The sequence below is a fragment of the Streptomyces actinomycinicus genome, assembly GCF_016741775.1.
Classification (GTDB): domain Bacteria; phylum Actinomycetota; class Actinomycetes; order Streptomycetales; family Streptomycetaceae; genus Streptomyces; species Streptomyces actinomycinicus.
This window is the reverse complement of sequence record NZ_JAERRK010000010.1, coordinates 55,719-75,447: the sequence shown is the minus strand read 5'-3', so window position 1 is coordinate 75,447 and position 19,729 is coordinate 55,719. Positions and strand designations below refer to the sequence as shown.

Annotated in this window: 15 protein-coding genes and 1 pseudogene; 8 read left to right on the top strand and 8 right to left on the bottom strand. The window is 73.7% G+C overall.

Annotated elements, in window-relative coordinates; all coding sequences use genetic code 11:
• Positions 1-245 precede the first annotated feature (245 nt).
• The gene (locus JK359_RS20725; protein ID WP_201837963.1) at positions 246-686 is read left to right on the top strand and encodes a flavin reductase family protein; all 441 of its coding nucleotides are present in this window, start codon (positions 246-248) and stop codon (positions 684-686) included.
• 209 nt (positions 687-895) lie between these two features.
• Here JK359_RS20725 and JK359_RS20720 read toward each other — a convergent pair whose 3' ends face one another.
• From JK359_RS20720 to JK359_RS20700, 5 genes are all read right to left on the bottom strand, one after another.
• Positions 896-3,283 (bottom strand): SpoIIE family protein phosphatase, encoded by a 2,388-nt coding sequence (locus JK359_RS20720; RefSeq protein ID WP_201837961.1) that lies wholly within the window; start codon positions 3,281-3,283, stop codon positions 896-898.
• Positions 3,284-3,535: 252 nt separating this feature from the next.
• Positions 3,536-3,916 (bottom strand): hypothetical protein, encoded by a 381-nt coding sequence (locus tag JK359_RS20715; RefSeq protein ID WP_201837702.1) that lies wholly within the window; start codon positions 3,914-3,916, stop codon positions 3,536-3,538.
• Positions 3,917-4,384: 468 nt separating this feature from the next.
• Entirely contained in the window at positions 4,385-5,302 is a 918-nt protein-coding gene (locus JK359_RS20710) for a MurR/RpiR family transcriptional regulator (protein ID WP_201837700.1), read from the bottom strand.
• 79 nt (positions 5,303-5,381) lie between these two features.
• Positions 5,382-7,367, bottom strand: a complete 1,986-nt coding sequence (locus JK359_RS20705; protein WP_201837698.1) for a phospholipid carrier-dependent glycosyltransferase — start codon at positions 7,365-7,367, stop codon at positions 5,382-5,384.
• Between the two features lie 462 nt (positions 7,368-7,829).
• A complete protein-coding gene (locus JK359_RS20700) occupies positions 7,830-8,492 on the bottom strand; it encodes a nucleoside/nucleotide kinase family protein (RefSeq protein ID WP_201837690.1) in 663 nt (220 codons plus the stop codon).
• Between the two features lie 85 nt (positions 8,493-8,577).
• Between JK359_RS20700 and JK359_RS20695 the strand changes: the two genes are divergently transcribed.
• On the top strand, positions 8,578-9,318 hold the full coding sequence (locus JK359_RS20695; RefSeq protein WP_201837688.1) for an HAD family hydrolase: 741 nt from the start codon (positions 8,578-8,580) through the stop codon (positions 9,316-9,318).
• Complete coding sequence (locus JK359_RS20690) at positions 9,315-11,669, top strand: glycoside hydrolase family 65 protein (RefSeq protein WP_201837686.1); 2,355 nt, start codon at positions 9,315-9,317, stop codon at positions 11,667-11,669. Before JK359_RS20695 ends, JK359_RS20690 begins: the two co-directional genes overlap by 4 nt.
• A gap of 181 nt (positions 11,670-11,850) precedes the next feature.
• Here the strand turns inward: JK359_RS20690 and JK359_RS20685 are convergent, their stop codons facing one another.
• Positions 11,851-12,234 carry a BlaI/MecI/CopY family transcriptional regulator gene (locus tag JK359_RS20685; RefSeq protein ID WP_201837684.1) on the bottom strand — a complete coding sequence of 128 codons (384 nt, stop codon included), beginning with the start codon at positions 12,232-12,234 and terminating at the stop codon, positions 11,851-11,853.
• 161 nt (positions 12,235-12,395) lie between these two features.
• On the opposite strand from JK359_RS20685, the gene JK359_RS20680 reads away from it, so the two are divergent.
• Entirely contained in the window at positions 12,396-13,874 is a 1,479-nt protein-coding gene (locus JK359_RS20680) for a hypothetical protein (RefSeq protein ID WP_201837682.1), read from the top strand.
• Between the two features lie 508 nt (positions 13,875-14,382).
• Positions 14,383-14,871: a DUF5709 domain-containing protein gene (locus JK359_RS20675; RefSeq protein WP_201837680.1), complete on the top strand. Its 489-nt coding sequence runs from the start codon at positions 14,383-14,385 to the stop codon at positions 14,869-14,871.
• Between the two features lie 208 nt (positions 14,872-15,079).
• On the opposite strand, the gene sthA is transcribed toward JK359_RS20675, so the two are convergent.
• Positions 15,080-16,489: a Si-specific NAD(P)(+) transhydrogenase gene (gene sthA, locus JK359_RS20670; RefSeq protein WP_201837678.1), complete on the bottom strand. Its 1,410-nt coding sequence runs from the start codon at positions 16,487-16,489 to the stop codon at positions 15,080-15,082.
• Positions 16,490-16,726: 237 nt separating this feature from the next.
• Entirely contained in the window at positions 16,727-16,936 is a 210-nt protein-coding gene (locus JK359_RS20665) for a hypothetical protein (RefSeq protein WP_201837676.1), read from the bottom strand.
• 272 nt (positions 16,937-17,208) lie between these two features.
• On the opposite strand from JK359_RS20665, the gene JK359_RS20660 reads away from it, so the two are divergent.
• From JK359_RS20660 to JK359_RS20650, 3 genes and pseudogenes are all read left to right on the top strand, one after another.
• On the top strand, positions 17,209-19,044 hold the full coding sequence (locus JK359_RS20660) for a glycoside hydrolase family 15 protein (RefSeq protein ID WP_201837674.1): 1,836 nt from the start codon (positions 17,209-17,211) through the stop codon (positions 19,042-19,044).
• 67 nt (positions 19,045-19,111) lie between these two features.
• A pseudogene (locus JK359_RS20655) lies at positions 19,112-19,411 on the top strand (FG-GAP repeat protein); the annotation flags it as partial.
• A gap of 75 nt (positions 19,412-19,486) precedes the next feature.
• On the top strand, positions 19,487-19,723 hold the full coding sequence (locus JK359_RS20650; protein WP_201837672.1) for a hypothetical protein: 237 nt from the start codon (positions 19,487-19,489) through the stop codon (positions 19,721-19,723).
• The last annotated feature ends 6 nt before the right edge of the window (positions 19,724-19,729 follow it).

Below are 19,729 nucleotides of genomic sequence, written 5' to 3'. Positions count from 1 at the left end.
GCGACGGACGGGAGCGGAACGGCATGGCGGACGGGAACGACACGCAGGCCGGGGACGGCCGGACGAACCCGAACGGCACGCAGGACGAAGGCGGCCGTCCGGGTCCGAGCGGTGCCCGGGCCGGGGGCGGCCGGACAGGTGCGGGCGGTGCGCCGGGCGGAGGCGGCCGGACGGAGGCCGGTGGGGTGGCGGGTCGCGGCGGGCAGGGCGGGCCGGACGGCTTCTTCGACCGGCTGGACCCCGACATGTGCGTGGTCACGGCCGTGGCGGGCGGCGACCGGTCCGGCTGTCTGGTCGGCTTCGCCTCGCAGTGCTCCATCCGGCCGCCCCGGTTCGCCGTGTGGCTGTCCAAGGCCAACCACACCTACCGGGTCGCCCGGGCCGCGCAGTGCCTCGCCGTCCATCTGATCACCCGCGACCAGCGCGGCCTCGCGGAACGCTTCGGCGGCGAGACGGGCGACGAGGTCGACAAGTTCGCGGGGCTCGCCTGGCGGGAGGGGCACGGCGGGGCCGCCGTCCTCGAGGACGCGGCGGCCTGGTTCGTCGGCACCATCCTGCACCGCACCGACGGCGGCGACCACGTCGGCTTCGTGCTCGACCCCGTCCAGTGGGGCGAGGGGCACGACGGACCCCTGCTACGGCTCTCCGACGCCGTCACCATCGATGCCGGCCACCCCGTGGACTGAACCCGCCCTCCCCGTCCCCCTCGCCTGCGAAGAACCTGGCGCTCCCCGTCCGCCTCGCCCGCGAGGACCTCGGCGGTCCACATCCGCCTCGCCCGCGAGGACCTCGGCGGTCCACATCCGCCTCGCCCGCGAGGACCTCGGCGCTCCCCGTCCGCCTCGCCTGCGAAGACCTCGGCGCTCCCGTCCGCCTCGTCCGCGGAGAGCCGGCCCTACCCGTCCGCCTCGTCCGCGGCGGCCTCCTCCAGTGCGGTGTCCACCGGCATCCGGATGTCCACCACGCACACGTCGTCGCGCCGCTCGTCCGCCAGCATCGACGCGAGGAGCGCTTCGAGCGAGCCGGACTCGCCGCAGGCATGGGCGCGCACCGCCTCGGCCAGCCGCTCGAAGCCCGCGTCGAGGCCCTCGGCGGGACGCTCCACCAGGCCGTCGGTGTAGAGCAGCAGCCGGTCTCCCGGTTGCAGCTCCAGCTCCATCAACTCGTAGACGGGTGCGCCGGTCGCACCGAGGAGTATGCCGCCGGGCCGGTCGAGGTAGCGCACCTCGCCCCCGCGTACCAGCAGCGGCGGCGGATGCCCGGCCTGCGCCCAGGCCAGCACGTGCCGCTCCGGGTCGTAGCGGGCGAGGACCATGGTGGCCGTGGTCTGGCTGTCGCGGGAGTGCAGCAGCAACTGGTTGAGCCGTGCCAGCGCCCCGGTGAGCGAGGAACCGGTACTGACCATTCCCTTCGCGGTGAACCGGAGCTGGGCCATCGTGGCCACCGCGTCGAGACCGTGACCCGCCACGTCGCCGACCACGAACAGCGCCTCGTGATCGGGCAGTTCGATCGCGCTGAACCAGTCGCCGCCGACGTGGATGCCGGACTGCGCGGGCAGATAGGCGACCTCGACGCGCAGCCCCGCCAGCCGGGCCGGCTTGCTGGGCAGCGGCAGCAGGGCGTGCTGCAGCCGGGCCGCCAGCGCCCGCTCGGCCTGCAGGATGCCGCGCTGCAGCAGCATCGCGCGCTCGCTCTCCACCAGCGCGAGTTCCGCGCTGCGCTGTGCGGTGAGGTCCTGGACGAACCCGTGCACCTCGACCGGGGTGCCCTCGGGTGCCGAGACGGCCTCCGCGACCATCCGCAGATGCCGGACGCCCGCGCCGGGCGTGTCCATGCGGAACGGCACGTCGAACGGATGGCCGTGCGAGACGAGTTCGGCGATCGCGTGGGCCAGCGGCCCCGCGTCCTCCGGCACGGCGAGGCCGGGCAGCTGCTCCAGCCGCACCGGTTCCTCGCCGGAACGCAGGCCGAGTACGGCGTAGGTCTGGGCGGCCCAGGAGATCTCCTGCGTGATCAGGTTCCAGTTCGCCCAGCCGAGGTTGCCGAGCCGCTGCACGTCGGACAGGCGCTGCTCCTGCCGGTCCATCGAGTCGTGCCGCAGCCAGCTCACCACCAGGCTCTCGCCCAGCGCGGCGGCCCGCACCGAATAGGTGGCGGTCACGGTCACCTCGCCGACGACGTCCTGGTAGGCGAACGGCTCGCCCTCGAACGGCACCCCGGTCGCCAGCGCCCGCTGGTAGCCCTGCCACAGGGGTTCGCCCGCGACCGACGGATAGCTCTCCAGGACGTGCCTGCCGACCATGTCCCGGCCGGTCCGGCCGAACACGTCGACCGCGTCGGGGGTGGCGGCGTCGATGCGGTAGTCCTCGATCTCGCCGGAGGCGGTGCGCAGCGGGCTCAGCAGGATCACCGCGCCCGGCAGCACGTCGAACACCGCCTGTACCGTCTGCGAGACGGCCGCGGCCGTGCCCTCCTGCGGGCCGTCGAAGGCCCGCAGCCGGCCCGCGCACAGCCGGGCCACGGCGCGCAGCAGCTCCCGCTCGCGCGGCTCGAACGCCCCGGCGCGCCGGCGCAGTACGCCGAAGGCGACGCTCGCGGTGTCCCCGGCGGGGACCGGCAGCCAGGCCCGGCTCAGCCACCGCTCCGGAGGGTCCCCGATGAGCAGGTAGCGCGAACGGTCCGCGGGCAGGTCCTCCAGCCAGGACGGCTCCCCGGTCCGCACGGCTTCCAGCGGGGCCACGCCGGCCACCGGCGGCACATGACGCCACTGTGCGGCGAGCGTGGGGTCGACGCCCGCGTGTCCGATCAGCCCGAGCCCGCCCTCGGGCAGCCGCTCGTACAGCATCACCGCGTCCGCGCCGATCTCGCGACCGAGGTGGTCCAGCAGGCAACCGGCCAGCTCGTGCGGCGAGCCGACGTGCACCATGTCCCGGCCGACCTGCGCCAGCACCTCCGCCAGCTCGGCGGTGCCCGCGGGCGCCATCGTCCAGGGGCCGGCGGCGGGCGGCGCCGACGGCGGGGCGGGGGGCTGCTCCTTGGACGGCAGGGCGCCCAGAGTCAGCCAGCACTGTTCGAGGAGGGTCCGCTGGCCGTCCTTCGCGCGCTGCCGCAACTCCTCGTGCGCGGCGTCCGGCGTGCAGCCGGTGAGGGCCATCAGCACGCCCTTGGCCCGTTCCAGGACGGCCGACGTCGCGGCCAGGTCCCGCAGCCGCTCCATCTCGGCACGCTGCCGGGCCACGACCTTGGCCAGCGCCGCCAGGTCGGCGCCGGCACGGGGGTCCACCGGGGGGACGGGCTCGCTCGTCACGCGACGAGCATTGCACACCTCCGGCCGTTCGATCACTCGTCTGCCCGGTCCGGCTTCATCCGGGCTCCGCACCGGACGACCAGGCAGGGGCGACGGTCCGTACCCACGCCCTGACGACGGTCTGCTCGAAGATCAGTGCGACGGTCCCTCACGGGATGTACGAGGGGCCCGGGCGAAGAGGGCATGCGGGCCCCGCGGGGCGGGGTGAGCGGCCCGGGGGCGGGCGGGTCAGCGGCTCGTGCTCCGGCCGGCCAGCGCCTCGCTGACCGCCCGGACGCTGCGCGCGATGTGCTGCAGCTGCATGACCTCGGCCGCGTACATCTTGATCGTGTGCTCGATCACCGATTCCGGCAGCCCGAGCATCGGAAGTTCGGCCCGCGCGGTCTGCAGGGCGGTCCGGGCGACCCGGATCTCCTGCTGCACCTGGATCTGCGCGTGCCGGGCGAGCAGGACGGGGTGCCGGATGAGGGCCGGATAGCTGGCGTAGCGCGCCGGGATCAGCTCGCGCAGCCACTTGGCCGCCGAGCGCTCCCAGTCGTACGAGCCCGGCGTCTTGACCTGACAGGGCCAGTCAGGGCTGATACGCGTGCTGGTCAGGGTCATGATCATCGCTTCCGGTGTGCGGCGTCGTGAGGGTGATCGACGGGTTCGGGGCGGCCCCGGCCTAGGGGATGGCCGGGGCCGCCACGGGCGCCTCGCTCAGGCGATGCGCCCCGGCACACCCCCGGCGCCGACGTGGGTAGGAGACGGCGGCTGGGAGTGTCCGTACGGGTGCCCCGGGGGCCGGGGACCGGTCCTGCGTGGCGGGGTGCGTGCGCATGGTCGGTCCGTCGGCTTTCTCGGGGCGGCAGTGCGTGCGGTGAGTCCGTGGGAGCGGAGGGTGCCCGGAGCCGGCCGGGCGCGATCCGTGAGCAGTATTTATATATGCCGACCGGTTTGCAAGACGTATGAAAACATTCATGCGTGTTCTGTGGTGAAACGTCCCTGTCCGTGGCATGGGGACTGCAAGATCTTCACGATTGCCCGAGGGGCACAGAAGGAATGACCGCCGGTAACACCCGGCAGGGGAGGACCTGTTCAGTCCCTGAGGAAGAACTGGTGCTGATCGGACAGCTGCTCGTACTTTTCCAGCCGGGCCTGGGTGCGTTCCGGATCGGCGTCGGTCATGGCCTGCAGCAGCGCGGCGGCCAGCACACCGGCCGCCGCGTAGGAGTCGAAGACCAGCCGTGATCCGGTGCCGGTGGCGAACGTGACGTCGGCCTCGTCGGCCAGCGGCCCGAGCGCCAGGTCGGTCACGAGGGCGACCTTCAGACCGGCACCGCGCGCCACCCGGATCGCCTGCAGCGTCTCCTGGGAGTGCCGGGGCATGGCGAAGGCCAGCACCCAGGTGCCGCCGGCCTCGCGGCACTGCAGGAGCGCGTCGTAGGCCACGCTGCCGCCGCGGGTCACCAGCCGTACATCGGGGTGGATGCGGCGGGCGGCGTAGCCGAAGTACTCGGCGAGCGACACCGAGATGCGCAGGCCCAGCACCGTCAGCGGGGTGGAGCGGGACAGCGCGCGGCCGACCTGGATCACCCGGCCGGGGTCGGCGAAGTCGCGCCGCAGGTTCTCCAGGTTCTGGATCTCGGCGTCCACGGCCGCCTGCAGTTCGTTGGCCCGGTCCTCCTCGCCGGGTCCGCCGGCGAGACTGCTCAGCGCGATCGACTGGAGCCTCTCGCGCAGCGCCGGGTAGCCGCTGAACCCGACGGCCGCGGCGAAGCGCGTGACGGACGGCTGGCTCACCCCGACCCGGTCCGCCAGCTCCGTGATCGACAGGAACGCGGCCTCGGTGATGTGCTCGATCAGGTACTGGGCGATGCGCCGCTGCCCCGGCGACAGACGGGGGCCGTCGAAGAGTTCCCGGAGCCGGGAGGTCGGGGCGGCCTCGGCCTCGGGCACGGCCTTGCCCGACGTGATCGCTGATGCCTGTGCGCGTGCCTGCTGCGGCGAGGGCACCGGTCGGCCTCCTTTTTCTGCCACGAGCACTCAACATAGCTCACCGCCCGCCGTGACCAGGGGGTTGACGGTGCGGGGCTCACCTCCGGTAGAGGGTGATCGAATGGCCCACCTCGCCGACCGGCCGACTGCTCGCGATCAGCCGGGCGAGCGTTCCGCGTGCCTTGGCGGCCGACGAGTCCGACACCACCAGCAGCCCGTGCACCCGCTCCGCCGGCACCTTGCGCGGGTCGTCGGCGTGGATGCCGTAGTACGCGGGCACACCGCTGCCCTTGTACACGAGCCATACCCGCTCGCCCGGGTACTGCCGCCGCAGCCGGTCCGCGAGCCGGCCCAGGTCCTGCCCCCAGTCCACGTTGGCGTCGTGCAGCAGCCGGTGGGTGTTCGCCGGGCCGCCGGCCACCTCGTTCGCGTACGGCAGGTAGTACGGGAAGGTCCGCAGCGAACTCACCGCCACGAACAGCACCAGCACACCGGCCGACAGCCCCGCCCACCGCGGGCGCAGCGTGAGCACGCAGGCCGCCGCCACCGCCAGGAACATCGGCACGAACAGCGCGTAACGGGTCCCGAAGCACCGCGCCCCCGTCATCGCCACCGCCAGCAGCACCAGGGGCGGCAGCAGCAGGTACGGCGCCGCGGGCCGCAGCCGCCGGAGCACGAGCACGACGGCGACGCCGGCCGCGCCCAGCGCCAGCAGCCCGAGCGGGGTCTTCACCAGCAGGGCGGCCGGCAGGTAGTACCAGAGGGCCCCGGTGTACAGGTGCCCGAAGAGGAAGCCCTGCCAGGGATGCTCCTCCAGGAGGAACTGCACCCGCATCCCGGCCCGGTACGCCGGGGGCACCGGCAGCAGCTCCACCAGCCGCCCGCGCAGCCCGTGCAGCGTGGGCACCGGCTCGGCGGGCAGGAACCGCAGCCGGGGGTCGACGGCCAGGTACGCGGCCCATACGACGACGACCGCCACGGCCGCCACGACGACCGCGCCCCCGAGCGCCGCGGACACCTGCCGCCACCGGCAGCCGGGCGTCCAGAAGACCGCCCGCCCCCACGCCTGGGCCACGGTCACCCGCCCCCGCACACCGGTCAGCCGCCCGCGCACACCGGCCACTTGGCCCGGCACGCCGGCCGCCCCGTCCCGCCCACCGGTGACCCGGTCCCGCAAGCCGGCCGCCTGGTCCAGCAAGCCGGCCGCCCGGCCCCGGGCACCGGTCACCCGGGCCTGTTCGCCGGCCGGTGGGGACGGTGCGGGCGTCCGGTCCTGTTCGCCGGCCGGTCGGGACGGTGCGGGCGTCCGGTCCTGTGCCGGCGGCCCGGACCGACGTGCCGCCGTCACCGACACCGCCGCCAGCGTCATCAGCACCGGCACCGCCGGCAGCGCGCTCATCTTGGTGGCCACGGCCGCCCCCAGCGCGGCCCCCGCCGCCGGGAGATACAGGGCGGGCCGGCGCCGGGCCCGCCACACCAGCCAGGCCGACGTCAGCACGAACCCGGCCGCCGGGACGTCCAGCGTGGCCAGCGAGCCGTGGGCGATCAGGTCCGGCGAGAAGGTGTAGAGGGCGAGGGCCGCCAGGGCACCCCGCGCACCGGCCAGCTCCCGGGCGAAGACGAACACGACCAGCCCGAACAGCAGCGTCAGCACGATCACCGGCAGCCGAGCCCAGAACATCAGCCGCCAGGGGTCGTTGCCCGACGCGTACAGCAGATGCCGGCCCACCTGGCCCTGATTGCCGCGGTACGAGGGGTCGTAGTGCGGGTCCGCCACCGCCACCCCGGCCGCGATCAGCAGCTTGCCCAGCGGCGGGTGCTCGGGGTTGTAGCGCAGCCGGTGCTCGTGCAGGTAGTCGGCGGCCGTCGCGACGTACACCGGCTCGTCGACGGTGGGGGTCTGCTGGACGGCCGTGGTGACCATCGCCGCCGCCATCTGCGCCAGCAGCAGCACGACGAGGAGCGGCAGCAGCAGGCGCCGGTGCCGGCGCAGCCGGGCGTGCAGCCGGGCGTGGACCGTCCGTGCCTGCCTCGCGGCGGGAGCCTCGGGTGCGAGGACCAAGTGCTGTTCGCGCGCCATCATCCGCCTCGGGGTGGCACCGGCCGTACGGCGGCGGAAGCGCTCGGGGGCTTGATCATGGCCCTACTGTCGCACCGCTCCCGCCACCGGAGACGTCACCGCTGCACGAGTCGTACCGGCAGACCTTCTGCCGTGCACACGGGTACGCGCGGCAGCCGGTCGTGGTTCACCGTGATCCAGGTGAACCGCCCAGCCGGACGGACCGGAGCCGGCCACCGGCCTGCTCCCGGTCTGCGGACCGCCCTGCCCGCGGAACGGACCGGAGCCCGCCACCGGCGTACTCCCGCCACCGTCGTGCGCGGCCCGGCCACCGTCGTGCGCGGCCCGGTCACGCTCGTGCCCGGCCCCGCCACCTCGTTCCCGGCCCGGTCACCGCCGTGTCTGGCCCCGCCACCGTCGTGCCCCCGCCCGGCCACGCTCGTTCCCGGCCGGCCTCCGGCGTGGGGTGGTGCGGCGGCCGAGGCGTCAGCCTTCGGAACACGCGGCGGGCGGCAGTGCGGTGGCCGGCACCACGAGGTCCGCCCGCTCCCGTGTCGTCGCGACCAGGTCGGCGTTGCGCTGGTCGGTGCCCAGCACCCAGGCCACGGCCGCCGGACGGGCCTTGCCGAACTCCTCGTGCCGGGCGAGCAGCCGCCGGATCCGCTCCTCCTCGGCGATCTCGCAGAACCACACCTCGTCCAGGCACGGCCGCACCCGCGCCCACGAACCCCCGGAGACCAGCAGGTAGTTGCCCTCGGTCACCACCAGCCGGGCCTCGGGCGGCACCGGGACCGCGCCCGCGATCGGCTGCTCCAGCACCCGCTCGAATCCGGGCGCGTACACCACCTCGTCGGTCTCCTCGCGCAAGCGCCGCAGCAGCGCCGCGTACCCGGCCGCGTCGAAGGTGTCCGGTGCGCCCTTGCGGTCCCGGCGCTCCAGCCGGTCCAGTTCGGCGTCGGCGAGATGGAAGCCGTCCATCGGCACGTGCGCCGCCCACGGCGGCCCTTCGGCGTTCAGCGCCCGCACCAGGTGCTCGGCCAGTGTCGTCTTGCCCGCACCGGGGCTGCCCGCGATGCCGAGCAGGGCACGCCGGCCGTCCCGGGGCAGGGCGCGGGCCCGGATGAGCAGGTCGTCGAAGGTCAGCGGCACGCGGACAGTCTGTCACCGTCCGTTCGTCTCATGTGTGGCGTGCGCCACCCGCTGGGGAGCCGACGACCGGGGAACAGTCCTGGGTATGACTCAGCTCGGTCTGCCCGACACCATCCAGGCCTGTCTCTTCGACCTCGACGGCGTCGTCACCAGGACGGCCGTCGTGCACGCGGCGGCCTGGAAGGAGACGTTCGACGCGTTCCTGCAGGACTACGAGGGCGAACAGGGGCGGCCCTTCGACACCGTCACCGACTACGACGAGTACGTCGACGGACGCCCCCGCGCCGACGGCGTCCGCGCCTTCCTCGACTCGCGCGGCATCCACCTGCCCGAGGGCGGCCCCGGCGATCCACCGGACGCCCGCACCGTGCACGGCCTGGGCAACCGCAAGAACGAGCTGCTGCTGGAGAAGATCCGCACCGGCGGCGTCGAGGCCTACGAGGGCACGCTGCGCTATCTGGAGGCGGTCCGCGCCGAAGGGCTGCGCACCGCGATCGTCTCCTCCAGCGCCAACTGCCGGGACGTGCTGCGCGCCGTCGGCGCCGAGCACTTCTTCGACGTACGCATCGACGGTGTGGTCGCCGCGCAGCGGGAGCTGCCGGGCAAGCCCCGCCCCGACACCTTCCTCGCCGCCGCCCGCGACCTCGGCGTCGAGGCGTCCCGTGCGGCCGTCTTCGAGGACGCGCTGGCCGGCATGGACGCCGGCCGCGCGGGCGGTTTCGGGTACGTCGTCGGGGTCGACCGGGCCGGCCAGCGCGACGCCCTGTACGCGCACGGCGCCGACACCGTCGTCCGGGACCTCGCCGAACTGGGGGGCAAGCAGTGATCACCGACCGGTCGTACGCCGTCGAACCGTGGACCGTGCGGGAGACCTCGCTGGACCTCGGCGTACTCGCCCAGAGCGAGTCCGTGTTCGCCCTGTCCAACGGACACGTCGGCTGGCGCGGCAACCTGGACGAGGGCGAACCCCACGGCCTGCCCGGCAGCTACCTCAACGGCGTCCACGAGGTGCACCCCCTGCCGTACGCGGAAGCCGGCTACGGCTACCCGGAGTCCGGGCAGACCGTCATCGACGTCACCAACGGCAAGATCCTCCGGCTGCTGGTCGACGACGAGCCGTTCGACCTGCGCTACGGCCGGCTCGTCAGCCATGAACGCGTCCTGGACCTGCGCCGCGGGGTGCTGGAGCGGACCTGTGAGTGGACCTCCCCGGCCGGCTCGACCGTCCGGGTGCGCTCCACCCGGCTGGTCTCGCTGACCCAGCGGGCAGTGGCCGCGGTGGCGTACGAGGTGGAGGCGGTCGGCAGCCGCAGCCGGGTGGTGATCCAGTCCGAGCTGGTCGCCAACGAGAGCCTGCCCGAGCCCGACGGCGACCCGCGCGCGGCGAAGGCCCTGAAGTCACCGCTGGAGCAGGAGGACGGCTTCGCCTCCGGCGACCGGCTGCGGCTCGTGCACCGCACCCGGCGCAGCGGCCTGCGGGTCGCCGTGGCCGCCGACCACGTCGTCACCGGCCCCGAACGCACCACCAGCCGCAGCGAGAGCGGCATCGACGTGGCCCGGCTGACCGTCACCTCCGTCCTGGAGCCCGGACAGACCCTGCGGGTGGAGAAGCTCGTCGCGCACGGCTGGTCCGGCACCCGGTCCCTGCCCGCGATGGCCGACCAGGTCGACGCCGCGCTCGCCGCCGCCGCGCACGACGGCTGGCAGGGCCTGCTCGACGACCAGCGGGCCTGCCTGGACGACTTCTGGGCCCGCGCCGACGTCGAGGTCGAGGGCGACGAGGAGATCCAGCAGGCTGCCCGGTTCGCCCTCTTCCACGTCCTGCAGGCCGGCGCCCGCGCCGAGCGGCGCGCGATCCCGGCGAAGGGGCTGACCGGCTCCGGCTACGACGGCCACGCGTTCTGGGACACCGAGATGTTCGTGCTGCCCGTGCTCACCCACACCGCACCCCAGGCCGTCGCCGAAGCCCTGCGCTGGCGGCACAGCACCCTGGACGAGGCCCGCGAACGCGCCGCCCAGCTGGGGCTCGCCGGGGCCGCGTTCCCCTGGCGCACCATCGCCGGGCCCGAGGGCTCGGCGTACTGGCCGGCCGGCACCGCCGCCTTCCACGTGAACGCCGGCATAGCCGACGCCGTCGTCCGGTACGTCGAGGCCACCGGCGACAGCGCCTTCGAGCGGGAGGCCGGCGTGGAGCTTCTGGTGGAGACCGCCCGGCTGTGGCGGTCTCTGGGTCACCACGACACCCACGGCGTCTTCCACCTCGACGGCGTCACCGGCCCCGACGAGTACAGCGCGGTCGCCGACGACAACACCTACACCAATCTGATGGCCCGTCAGAACCTGCTCGCCGCGGCCGACGCCGTGGAACGCCACCCGCGTGAGGCGCGGCGGCTCGGCGTGGACGAGGAGGAGAGCGCGGCCTGGCGGGACGCCGCCGACGCCATGCACATCCCCTTCAACGCCGAACTCGGCGTCCACGAGCAGCACGCCGGCTTCACCCGCTACCAGCGCTGGGACTTCGCCGGCACCCGCGCCGACCAGTACCCGCTGCTCCTCCACTTCCCCTACTTCGACCTCTACCGCAAGCAGGTCGTCAAGCAGGCCGACCTGGTGCTGGCGATGTACACGTGCGGCGACTGGTTCGAGAGCGAGCACGACGAGGAGCAGATCGCCCGTAACTTCGCCTACTACGAGCCGCTCACCGTGCGCGACTCCTCCCTGTCCGCCTGCTGCCAGGCCGTCATCGCCGCCCAGACGGGCCACCTGGAACTCGCCCACGCCTACACGGCCGAGGCCGCGCTGATGGACCTCCAGGACCTGGAGCACAACACCCGCGACGGGCTCCACATCGCCTCGCTCGCCGGCACCTGGATGGCGCTGGTCGCCGGCTTCGGCGGCATGCGCCGCGACGGCGACCGGCTCCGCTTCGCGCCCCGCCTGCCCGAGCGGCTGCGCCGCCTGGCCTTCCACGTCCAGTTCCGCGGGCGCCGGCTGCGCGTGGACATCGGCGCCGACAAGGTGACGTACGCGCTCCTGGACGGTGAGCCGCTGACACTCCGTCACCACGGTGAGCCGGTGACGGTCGCCACGGACGAGCCGGCGGTCCGGTCCGTACCACCCGTCGCACGCCGGCCGGCACCGGAACAGCCGGTGCACCGGGCGCCGAACGGGGGCTGAGCCCCTCTTCGCCGTGGGTGGCTGAGTGCCGCGGGGGCGCGGCCGTGGCCGCTTCGCGCAGTTCTCCCCGCGCGCCTCAGGCATGCCCCATGTGGACCTGCCCGAGGGGCGCGGGGAGCCGTGCGATCAGCCATGGACGGCCCGCACCCGGGGCGCGGCCCGCACGCCTGCCGCGCGAACCTCACAAGTCACCATCGGCCAGCAACGCCCGCAGGGCCCGCTCCTCCTCGGCACTCAGGCCCCTCACGAAGTGCTGGAGCGCGGCGATCGGGTCCGGGCCCCGGTCCAGCGCCTCGTGCATCGCCTCGGCGGTCAGCTGGGCCGCGTTCTTGGCCGGCCGGTACGCGCCGCGCCGCCCGTCGGCGTCGCGCAGCACCAGGCCCTTGTCGTAGAGCCGCTTGAGGATCGTGTGCACCGTGTTGTACGCGAGGCCGCCGTCTATCCCGGCCTGGACCTCCGCCGGGGTCAGCGGCCGTTCGGTGGCCCAGAGCACGGCCAGCACCTCGTTCTCCAGCGCCCCGGCGCTGCGCCGCTCCACCCTGCCGCGGGACCCTGTGCCAGCCATGTCCCAACCTTACAGCGCGTAGGGCCGTCGGCCGGATGGCCGTACCGTCCCGGAGAACCACGCAATTCTCGATGATTTATGGGTATTTTCCCGAATCCGGGTCGCGCCTCCGCTCCGGGGAGGGGCGCGGCGAGCGGTCGCGGTCGGGAAGAGCGGTGATGATGACCGGCAGCAGATACGCCCCGCGGGCCGGCCTCCGGCGCGCGCTACCGGCGCCCGCGGACCGCACGCCGGCCCGCGCCACCGCACCCCTCGCGGCCGTCGCAGCCGCCTTCACCCTCGCCCAACTCCTCCTCGTCGGCCCGCGGATGGGCCTCGGCTGGGACGAGACGGTCTACGTCAGCCAGGTCAGCGCCCACGCCCCGGCCGCCTTCTTCAGCGCACCCCGCGCCCGGGGCGTCTCCCTGCTCGTCGCGCCCGTCGCCGCCTGGTCGTCCTCCACCGCCCTGCTGCGGATCTTCCTCGCCGTGCTGTCCGGTGTCGCCCTGTACGTGGCGCTGCGAGCCTGGCGGGGCCTGTTCCCGGGCCGCGTCCTCGCGCTCGCCGGCGCCCTCTCGGCCTCCCTGTGGGTGACACTCTTCTACGGCCCGCAGGCCATGCCCAACTACTGGGTCGCCGTGGGCGCCCTCACCGCCGTCGGCTGCTTCCTGCGCGCCGACGACGGCCGCGCACCGCTCGCGGGGCTGGCCGCGAGCGCCGCGCTGATGGCGTGGATGCGGCCCGTGGACGCGGTCTGGGCGGCCCTGCCGCTGCTCGCCCTGGGCTTGGCACGCCGCCGCCGGCGCGCGCTGCTCGTCCTGCTGGCCGGCCTCGCCGTGGGCGCCGCGCAGTGGATCGTGGAGGCGTTCACGCGCTACGGCGGCCTCGCGCGCCGGCTGTCCGACGGCTCGGCCATCCAGGGCGGACTCGGCTGGCACCTCGCCGTCGACGACCAGTTGCGCAGTCTCGCCGGGCGGACCCTGTGCCGGCCCTGCACCGGCGGCCTGCCCCACCCCCTGGTCACCGTCTGGTGGTACGCGCTGCCGCTGCTCGCCGCGCTCGGACTGGCCGTCGCGGTCCGCGCCCGGCGCACCGGGGCCACGGCGCTGCCGCTCGCCTGCGCGGCGACGGCCGCGTTCCCCTACCTGTTCCTGATCGGCTACGCGGCACCCCGCTTCCTGCTGCCCGCCTACGCCCTGCTCGCCGTCCCGGTCGCCGACGGGCTCGTCCACGTGCCGACGGCCGTCCGCCCGTCCCGGCGCCCGGCCGTCGTGGCGCTGCTCGGGGCCGCCTTCGCCGCCCACCTGGCCGGGCAACTGGCCGTGCTCGCGCACACGGTCCACGGCACCACGGCCGCCCACGCGGTCTGGTCCCGTACCGCGTCCGGGCTGCACCGCCTGGGCGTCCGCCCGCCCTGCCTGCTCACCGGGCACGAGGCGGTGCCCGTCGCCTTCTACACCGGCTGCTCCTCGGCCGCCACGAGCGGTCCCAACGCCAACGCCACGGCGGGCGGCATCGCCCGGACCGCCCTGCGGATCCCGGTCGCCACGCTGATGCGGAAGGGGGGGTCCGCCGCGCCGCCCGGATACGCCCGTGGCTGGCACGCGGCGCGGATCGGTGCGGTGCGGCTGTACTACGCCGTACCGGGCGCCGGACCATGACTCCGGGTGCCGGGTGCCGGGTGCCGGGTGCCGGGTCGCGTGGGTTGGCGGTCCGGCGGGTTGTCGGGAGCGCCGGGAGCGCCGGATTGGCGGATTGGCGGACTGGCGGGTTGTCGGGGGCTGTAGCGCCTGGCCGCCCGGTTTGCCCGGCCGCACGGCGGGTGGTTTTCCCCGCCCATGGGGAAGGTCTGCCACGGGCTTTACTGCACATGGATTGCAGCTACGAATCCAAGGCACAAGGCTGTGGGGCGCGGCACCGAAGGAGGAGACACCACCTCCTGCGGCGGCCGCCCCTGATCCCGCTCCGTCCCTCCCCGCCCGGCCGGACCAAGCCCCGGCCCGGCACCGCGTCCGCGGCTCCCTGACGCGGCAGGAGCGGGTCAGGGCCGGCCCGTACGCGAGGGCGGGGACCTGTCGGATCGGAGCTGTCCGAGCGGTCGGCGGGGTTAATGATCCGCCTGTGGGAAACGCGGACCAGGACCGCCCGCGTACCCCTAGGGAGGCGACCATGAGCGACGAGCAGGCCGAGCAGACCCCCATGGCGGACGACGCCTACCAGCCCACCGGCAACAACGAGGAGCAGGAGGACGCCGGGCCCCTGGACCTGCAGGACGCGGTCGGTGAGCGCACCTACGACGAGATGCTCGACGAGGGCTACTCCCCGCCCGAACGTCCCCTCGGGGTCACCAAGCACGGCACCACCGCCGCCGAACAGCGCGAGGGCGAGACCCTGGACGAACGGCTCGGCCAGGAGGTTCCCGACGTGAGCGCACCGGCCGGTGACGAGATCGGCGACCTCCCCGGTGGCGAGGGTGAGCCGGTCGACCCCGAGGCCGGCGCCGTTCGGGCCGGCCGGCTCGTCGCGCCGGACGAGGGCGCGCACGCCGACACGACCAAGGAGGAGGTCGCCGAGGACGTGGGTGTGGACGGGGGAGCGGCGGGGGCGGAGGAGGCGGCCGTGCATGTGGTGGAGGAGCCGGGGCGCGCAGCGCCGTAGGGGTGGTGCCGGTTCGGCGGCTGCGGGCCGTGGGTGGCTGGTCGCGCAGTTCCCCGCGCCCCTCGGGGGCCCGGCCTGCGGCCTGCTCCCGAGTCGCCCGCGCGCCCTTGGGGGCCCGGCCTGCGGCCTGCCCCCGAGTTCCCCGCGCGCCCTTGGGGGCCCGGCCTGCGGTCTGGCTCCGAGTTCGCCCTTGCGTTCCTCGGAGACCTCAGTCGGTCAGGTGGTCGAGCTGGCGGAGCTTGTTCGTGGCGTCCAGGGCGGCGACCTTGTACGACTCCGCCAGGGTCGGATAGTTGAACACCGCGTCGACCAGGTAGTCGACCGTGCCGCCGCAGCCCATCACGGACTGGCCGATGTGAATGAGTTCCGTCGCGCCCGAGCCGAAGCAGTGCACGCCGAGCAGGGTGCGGTCCGCCGGTGACACCAGGAGTTTCAGCATGCCGTGGGAGTCACCGATGATCTGGCCCCGGGCCAGCTCCCGGTACCGGGCCACGCCCACCTCGAAGGGCACCCGGTCCTCGGTGAGCTGGTCCTCGGTGCGGCCCACGAAGCTGATCTCGGGGATCGTGTAGATGCCGATCGGCTGGAGCTGGTGCATGCGCCCCACCGGCTCCCCGCACGCGTGGTACGCCGCGGCCCGGCCCTGCTCCATGGAGGTCGCCGCGAGCGCGGGGAAGCCGATGACGTCACCGACGGCGTAGATGTGCGCGACCTCGGTGCGATAGTGCTCGTCCACCCGGATCCGGCCGCGCGGGTCCGCCGTGAGGCCGGCCCGCTCCAGATCGAGGCCGGCGGTGAGGCCCTGGCGGCCCGCCGAGTACATCACCGTGTCCGCGGGTATCTTCTTGCCGCTCTCGAGCACCGTGAGCGTGCCCCGGGCATGGCGTTCGACGGCGGCGACGGTCTCCCCGAACCGGAAGGTGACGGCGAGGTCCCGCAAGTGGTACTTGAGCGACTCGACGATCTCCACGTCGCACAGGTCCAGCATCCCGGGGCGCTTCTCGACCACGGTCACCTTGCTGCCCAGCGCGGCGAACATGGAGGCGTACTCCATGCCGATCACGCCCGCGCCGACGATGACCATGGAGCGCGGCACCCGCTCCAGCGCGAGCACGTTGTCGGAGTCCATGATCGTCCGCCCGTCGAACTCGACACTGTCCGGGCGGGCCGGCCGGGTGCCGGTGGCGATGACGATGTGTTCGGCTCCGATCAGCCGTTCCCGGCCGGACTGCTCGGCCACCGCGACCGTGTGCGGGCCGGTGAAACGGGCCGTGCCGGAGTACACGGTCACGTGGTTGCGGGTGAGCTGACTGCGCACGACGTCCACCTCGCGGCCGACCACGTGCCGGGTGCGCGCGGTCAGGTCGGCGACGGTGATGTCCTCCTTCAGCCGGTAGCTCTGCCCGTACAGATCGCGCTGGGTGAGACCCGTCAGGTAGAGCACGGCCTCGCGCAGCGTCTTGGAGGGGATGGTGCCGGTGTGCAGGGAGACCCCGCCGAGCATGTCGGGGCGGTCGACGACGGCGACCCGGCGGCCGAGCTTGGCCGCGGCGATGGCGGCCTTCTGGCCGCCGGGTCCGGATCCGATGACGAGCGTGTCGAAGTCGAAGTCGGGCACCCCGGGAGTCTGACAGCCACCGGGCGTCCCGCGGAAGGCATGGGCGACCGTGGAATATCCCCGGCCTCACGGTGACGAGGAAGGCGCCGGGCGACGCCGACGGCGGCAGCGGCGAGGGCGGCAGCGGCGAGGGACGCGCCGTCGCCACCCGCCCCCGGGCACGGCACCGGCCGGGCGCGTGCTCGCCCGGCCGGCTTCCCCGTTCGGTTCCTGCCTCTACCGACTCCCCGGACCGCCCTAGGGCAGCAGCTTCTCGATGGCCGCCGGGCCCTCGGACTCCAGCTTGCGCCGCGCCCAGTCGAGGGTCTTCGGTGTGACGTCCCTGCCCGCCGCCATCACCAGGTCCTCCGGGGTGACGTCCCTCGCGGGAGCGGAGTGGAGCAGGGCGTCCGGGGTGCAGACGTCGTCGGACGACGACCGGGACTCTTCGGGTGTGGATGTCGACATGATGCCTCCTCCTCGGTCCGGATGACCGCATCCGTGCCGGTGCCTCCGAACGGGGCACACTTTCACCATTGCCCTCCTCGGCGCACCCTGCATCCGGAGGCGCCTCGGAGGCGGTGAGGAGCGGCTTCCCACGCCACGGGAATCCACTCGCTCCTAAGCTGGAAAACACCCCGCATACGGGAAGAAGCCCCGCAAGCGGAGAAACCTCATACAACCGGATAAAGTCACTGTAAGCGGGGGGAGTCACCGCACAGCTCACCGGGAGGCCGCCGATGGCCACGACGCCGTTCGCCCAGGACGTCCCCAGCCCCCGATACCTGCCCATCGCCGAGCACGGCCTCATCGGGGACCTGCGCAGTGTCGCCCTTGTCGGCACCAACGGCACGATCGACTGGTACTGCTGTCCCTCCTTCGATTCGCCCAGCGTCTTCGCGGCGATCCTCGACGCCGAGCGGGGCGGACGCTTCGAGCTGGCCGCCGCCGTACCGGCGCGCACCAAGCAGTTCTACTTCCCCGACACGAACGTGCTGATCACCCGCTTCTTCACGGAGGACGGCGTCGGCGAGGTGCAGGACTTCATGCCCGTGTGCTGCGACCGGTCGCGCGAGGTGAGCCGGCACCGGCTGATCCGCCGCGTGGTGTGCGTGCGCGGCACCGTGCCGTTCCACGCCCTGATCGCCCCGCGCTTCGACTACGGCGCCGACCCGCACACCCTGCGCGCCCTGGACGGCATGCTCGTCTTCGAGTCTCCCGAGCGGTCCCTCGCGCTCACCTCCACCGTCACCGTGGAGAACGACGGCCGCGACGCGCGCGCCGACTTCAAGCTCAGCGAGGGCGAGACGGCGGTGTTCGCCCTCGACCAGCTCGGCGAACAGGTCGTACCCCGCGGCTGCGCCCACGCCGAGGCGGAACAGGAGTTCAACGCCACCGTCAGCTACTGGCGGAAGTGGCTCCACCAGTCCCGCTACCGGGGCCGCTGGCGCGAGATGGTGCACCGCTCAGCCCTCACCCTGAAACTGCTCACCTACGCTCCCACCGGCGCCATCGTCGCCGCGCCCACCACCAGCCTGCCCGAACAGCTGGGCGGCGAGCGCAACTGGGACTACCGCTACGTGTGGGTCCGTGACGCCGCGTTCGCGGTCTACGCGCTGCTCAGGCTCGGCTTCAGCGGCGAGGCCGCGGCCTTCATGAGGTTCCTGACCGCCCGCCTCGGCTCCGGGGACGGCTCCGCCTCCGGCCCGCTGCAGATCATGTACGGCATCGACGGCCGGGCCGACCTGCCGGAACGCGAGCTGCCGCACCTGGAGGGCCACCAGGGCTCGGCCCCGGTCCGGGTCGGCAACGCCGCCGCCGACCAGCTCCAGCTCGACATCTACGGCGCCCTGATCGACTCCGTCTACCTCTACGACAAGTGGGCCGAACCCATCTCCAGCGGTCAGTGGGACGACCTGTGCCGGCTGGTCGACTGGGTGTGCGACAACTGGGACCAGCCCGACGAGGGCGTCTGGGAGACCCGCGGCGGCCGCAAGAACTTCCTGTACTCGCGGCTGATGTGCTGGGTGGCGATCGAGCGTGCCATCCGCCTCGCCAACCACCGCGGGCTGCCCGCCGACCACCGGCGCTGGCGCCAGGCCCGGGACACCATCTACCGGCGGATCATGGACCGCGGCTGGTCGGAGCGCCGGGGCGCCTTCATGCAGTACGAGGACGCCGACGTCCTCGACGCCTCGGTACTGATGATGCCGCTCGCCAAGTTCATCGCCCCCACCGACCCCAAGTGGCTCTCCACCCTCGACGCCCTCACCGAGGACCTGGTCTCCGACTCCCTCGTCTACCGGTACGACCCGCAGGCCAGCCCCGACGGCCTGCGCGGCGACGAGGGCACCTTCTCCATCTGCTCGTTCTGGTACGTGGAGGCCCTCGTCCGGGCCGGCCGTGTCGACGAAGCACGGCTGGCGTTCGAGAAGATGCTCACCTACGCCAACCATCTCGGCCTGTACGCCGAGGAGATCGGCCGCACCGGCGAGCAACAGGGAAACTTCCCGCAGGCGTTCACCCATCTTTCCCTGATCAGCGCCGCGTTCAACCTGGACCGCGCCCTCGGCTGAACCCCCCGGCAGGGCTGACACATCGTCAATCACCCACCGGGGTATGGGACATGTCCAGCAACAACCTCCCGGCGCCGCGGAGCAGGGCGACGCCTGGGGCTCCGACCTGTCCGTGGCCGACGTCGGCGGTGACGGCTACGCGGACGTGGCCGTCGGCGCGCCCGGCGAGGACGTGGGCACCGTCGCCGACGCGGGCGCGGCGAGCCGGTGGCCGCGGCGCCCGCCGGGAACGCGGGCGACGGCATGGTCTGGCTGCTCCCGGCCGGCGGCAACGGGCTGCTCGCCGACGGATCCCGGTCCTACGGCGCGGGCGCCCTCGGCGGCCCCCGCCCACGCGGCCCGGTTCGGCGCGGTGATCGACGAGTAGGGGCAGGTCGCACGGGTACCCGGGGGCTTCCGGAAGCGGAATCCACATAGGGTCGACAGAAGGAGGAGACCCCGGATGACCAGCACAAGCGAGACCGGCGACGTCACCGGCACCCGCGACAAGGACTACAATCTGATCTGGTACGTCGAGGCGTGCCTGAGCAACGCACTGCGCCTGGAGCAGTACATCCAGGACGCCGAGCGGGACAAGGACAGCGAGGTCGTGGACCTGTTCCGCAAGGCCCAGTCCGACAGCCGCAAGGGCGCCGAGCTGGGCAAGCAGCTGCTCCGCGCACGGCTGAACGGCGGCTGACCGCTC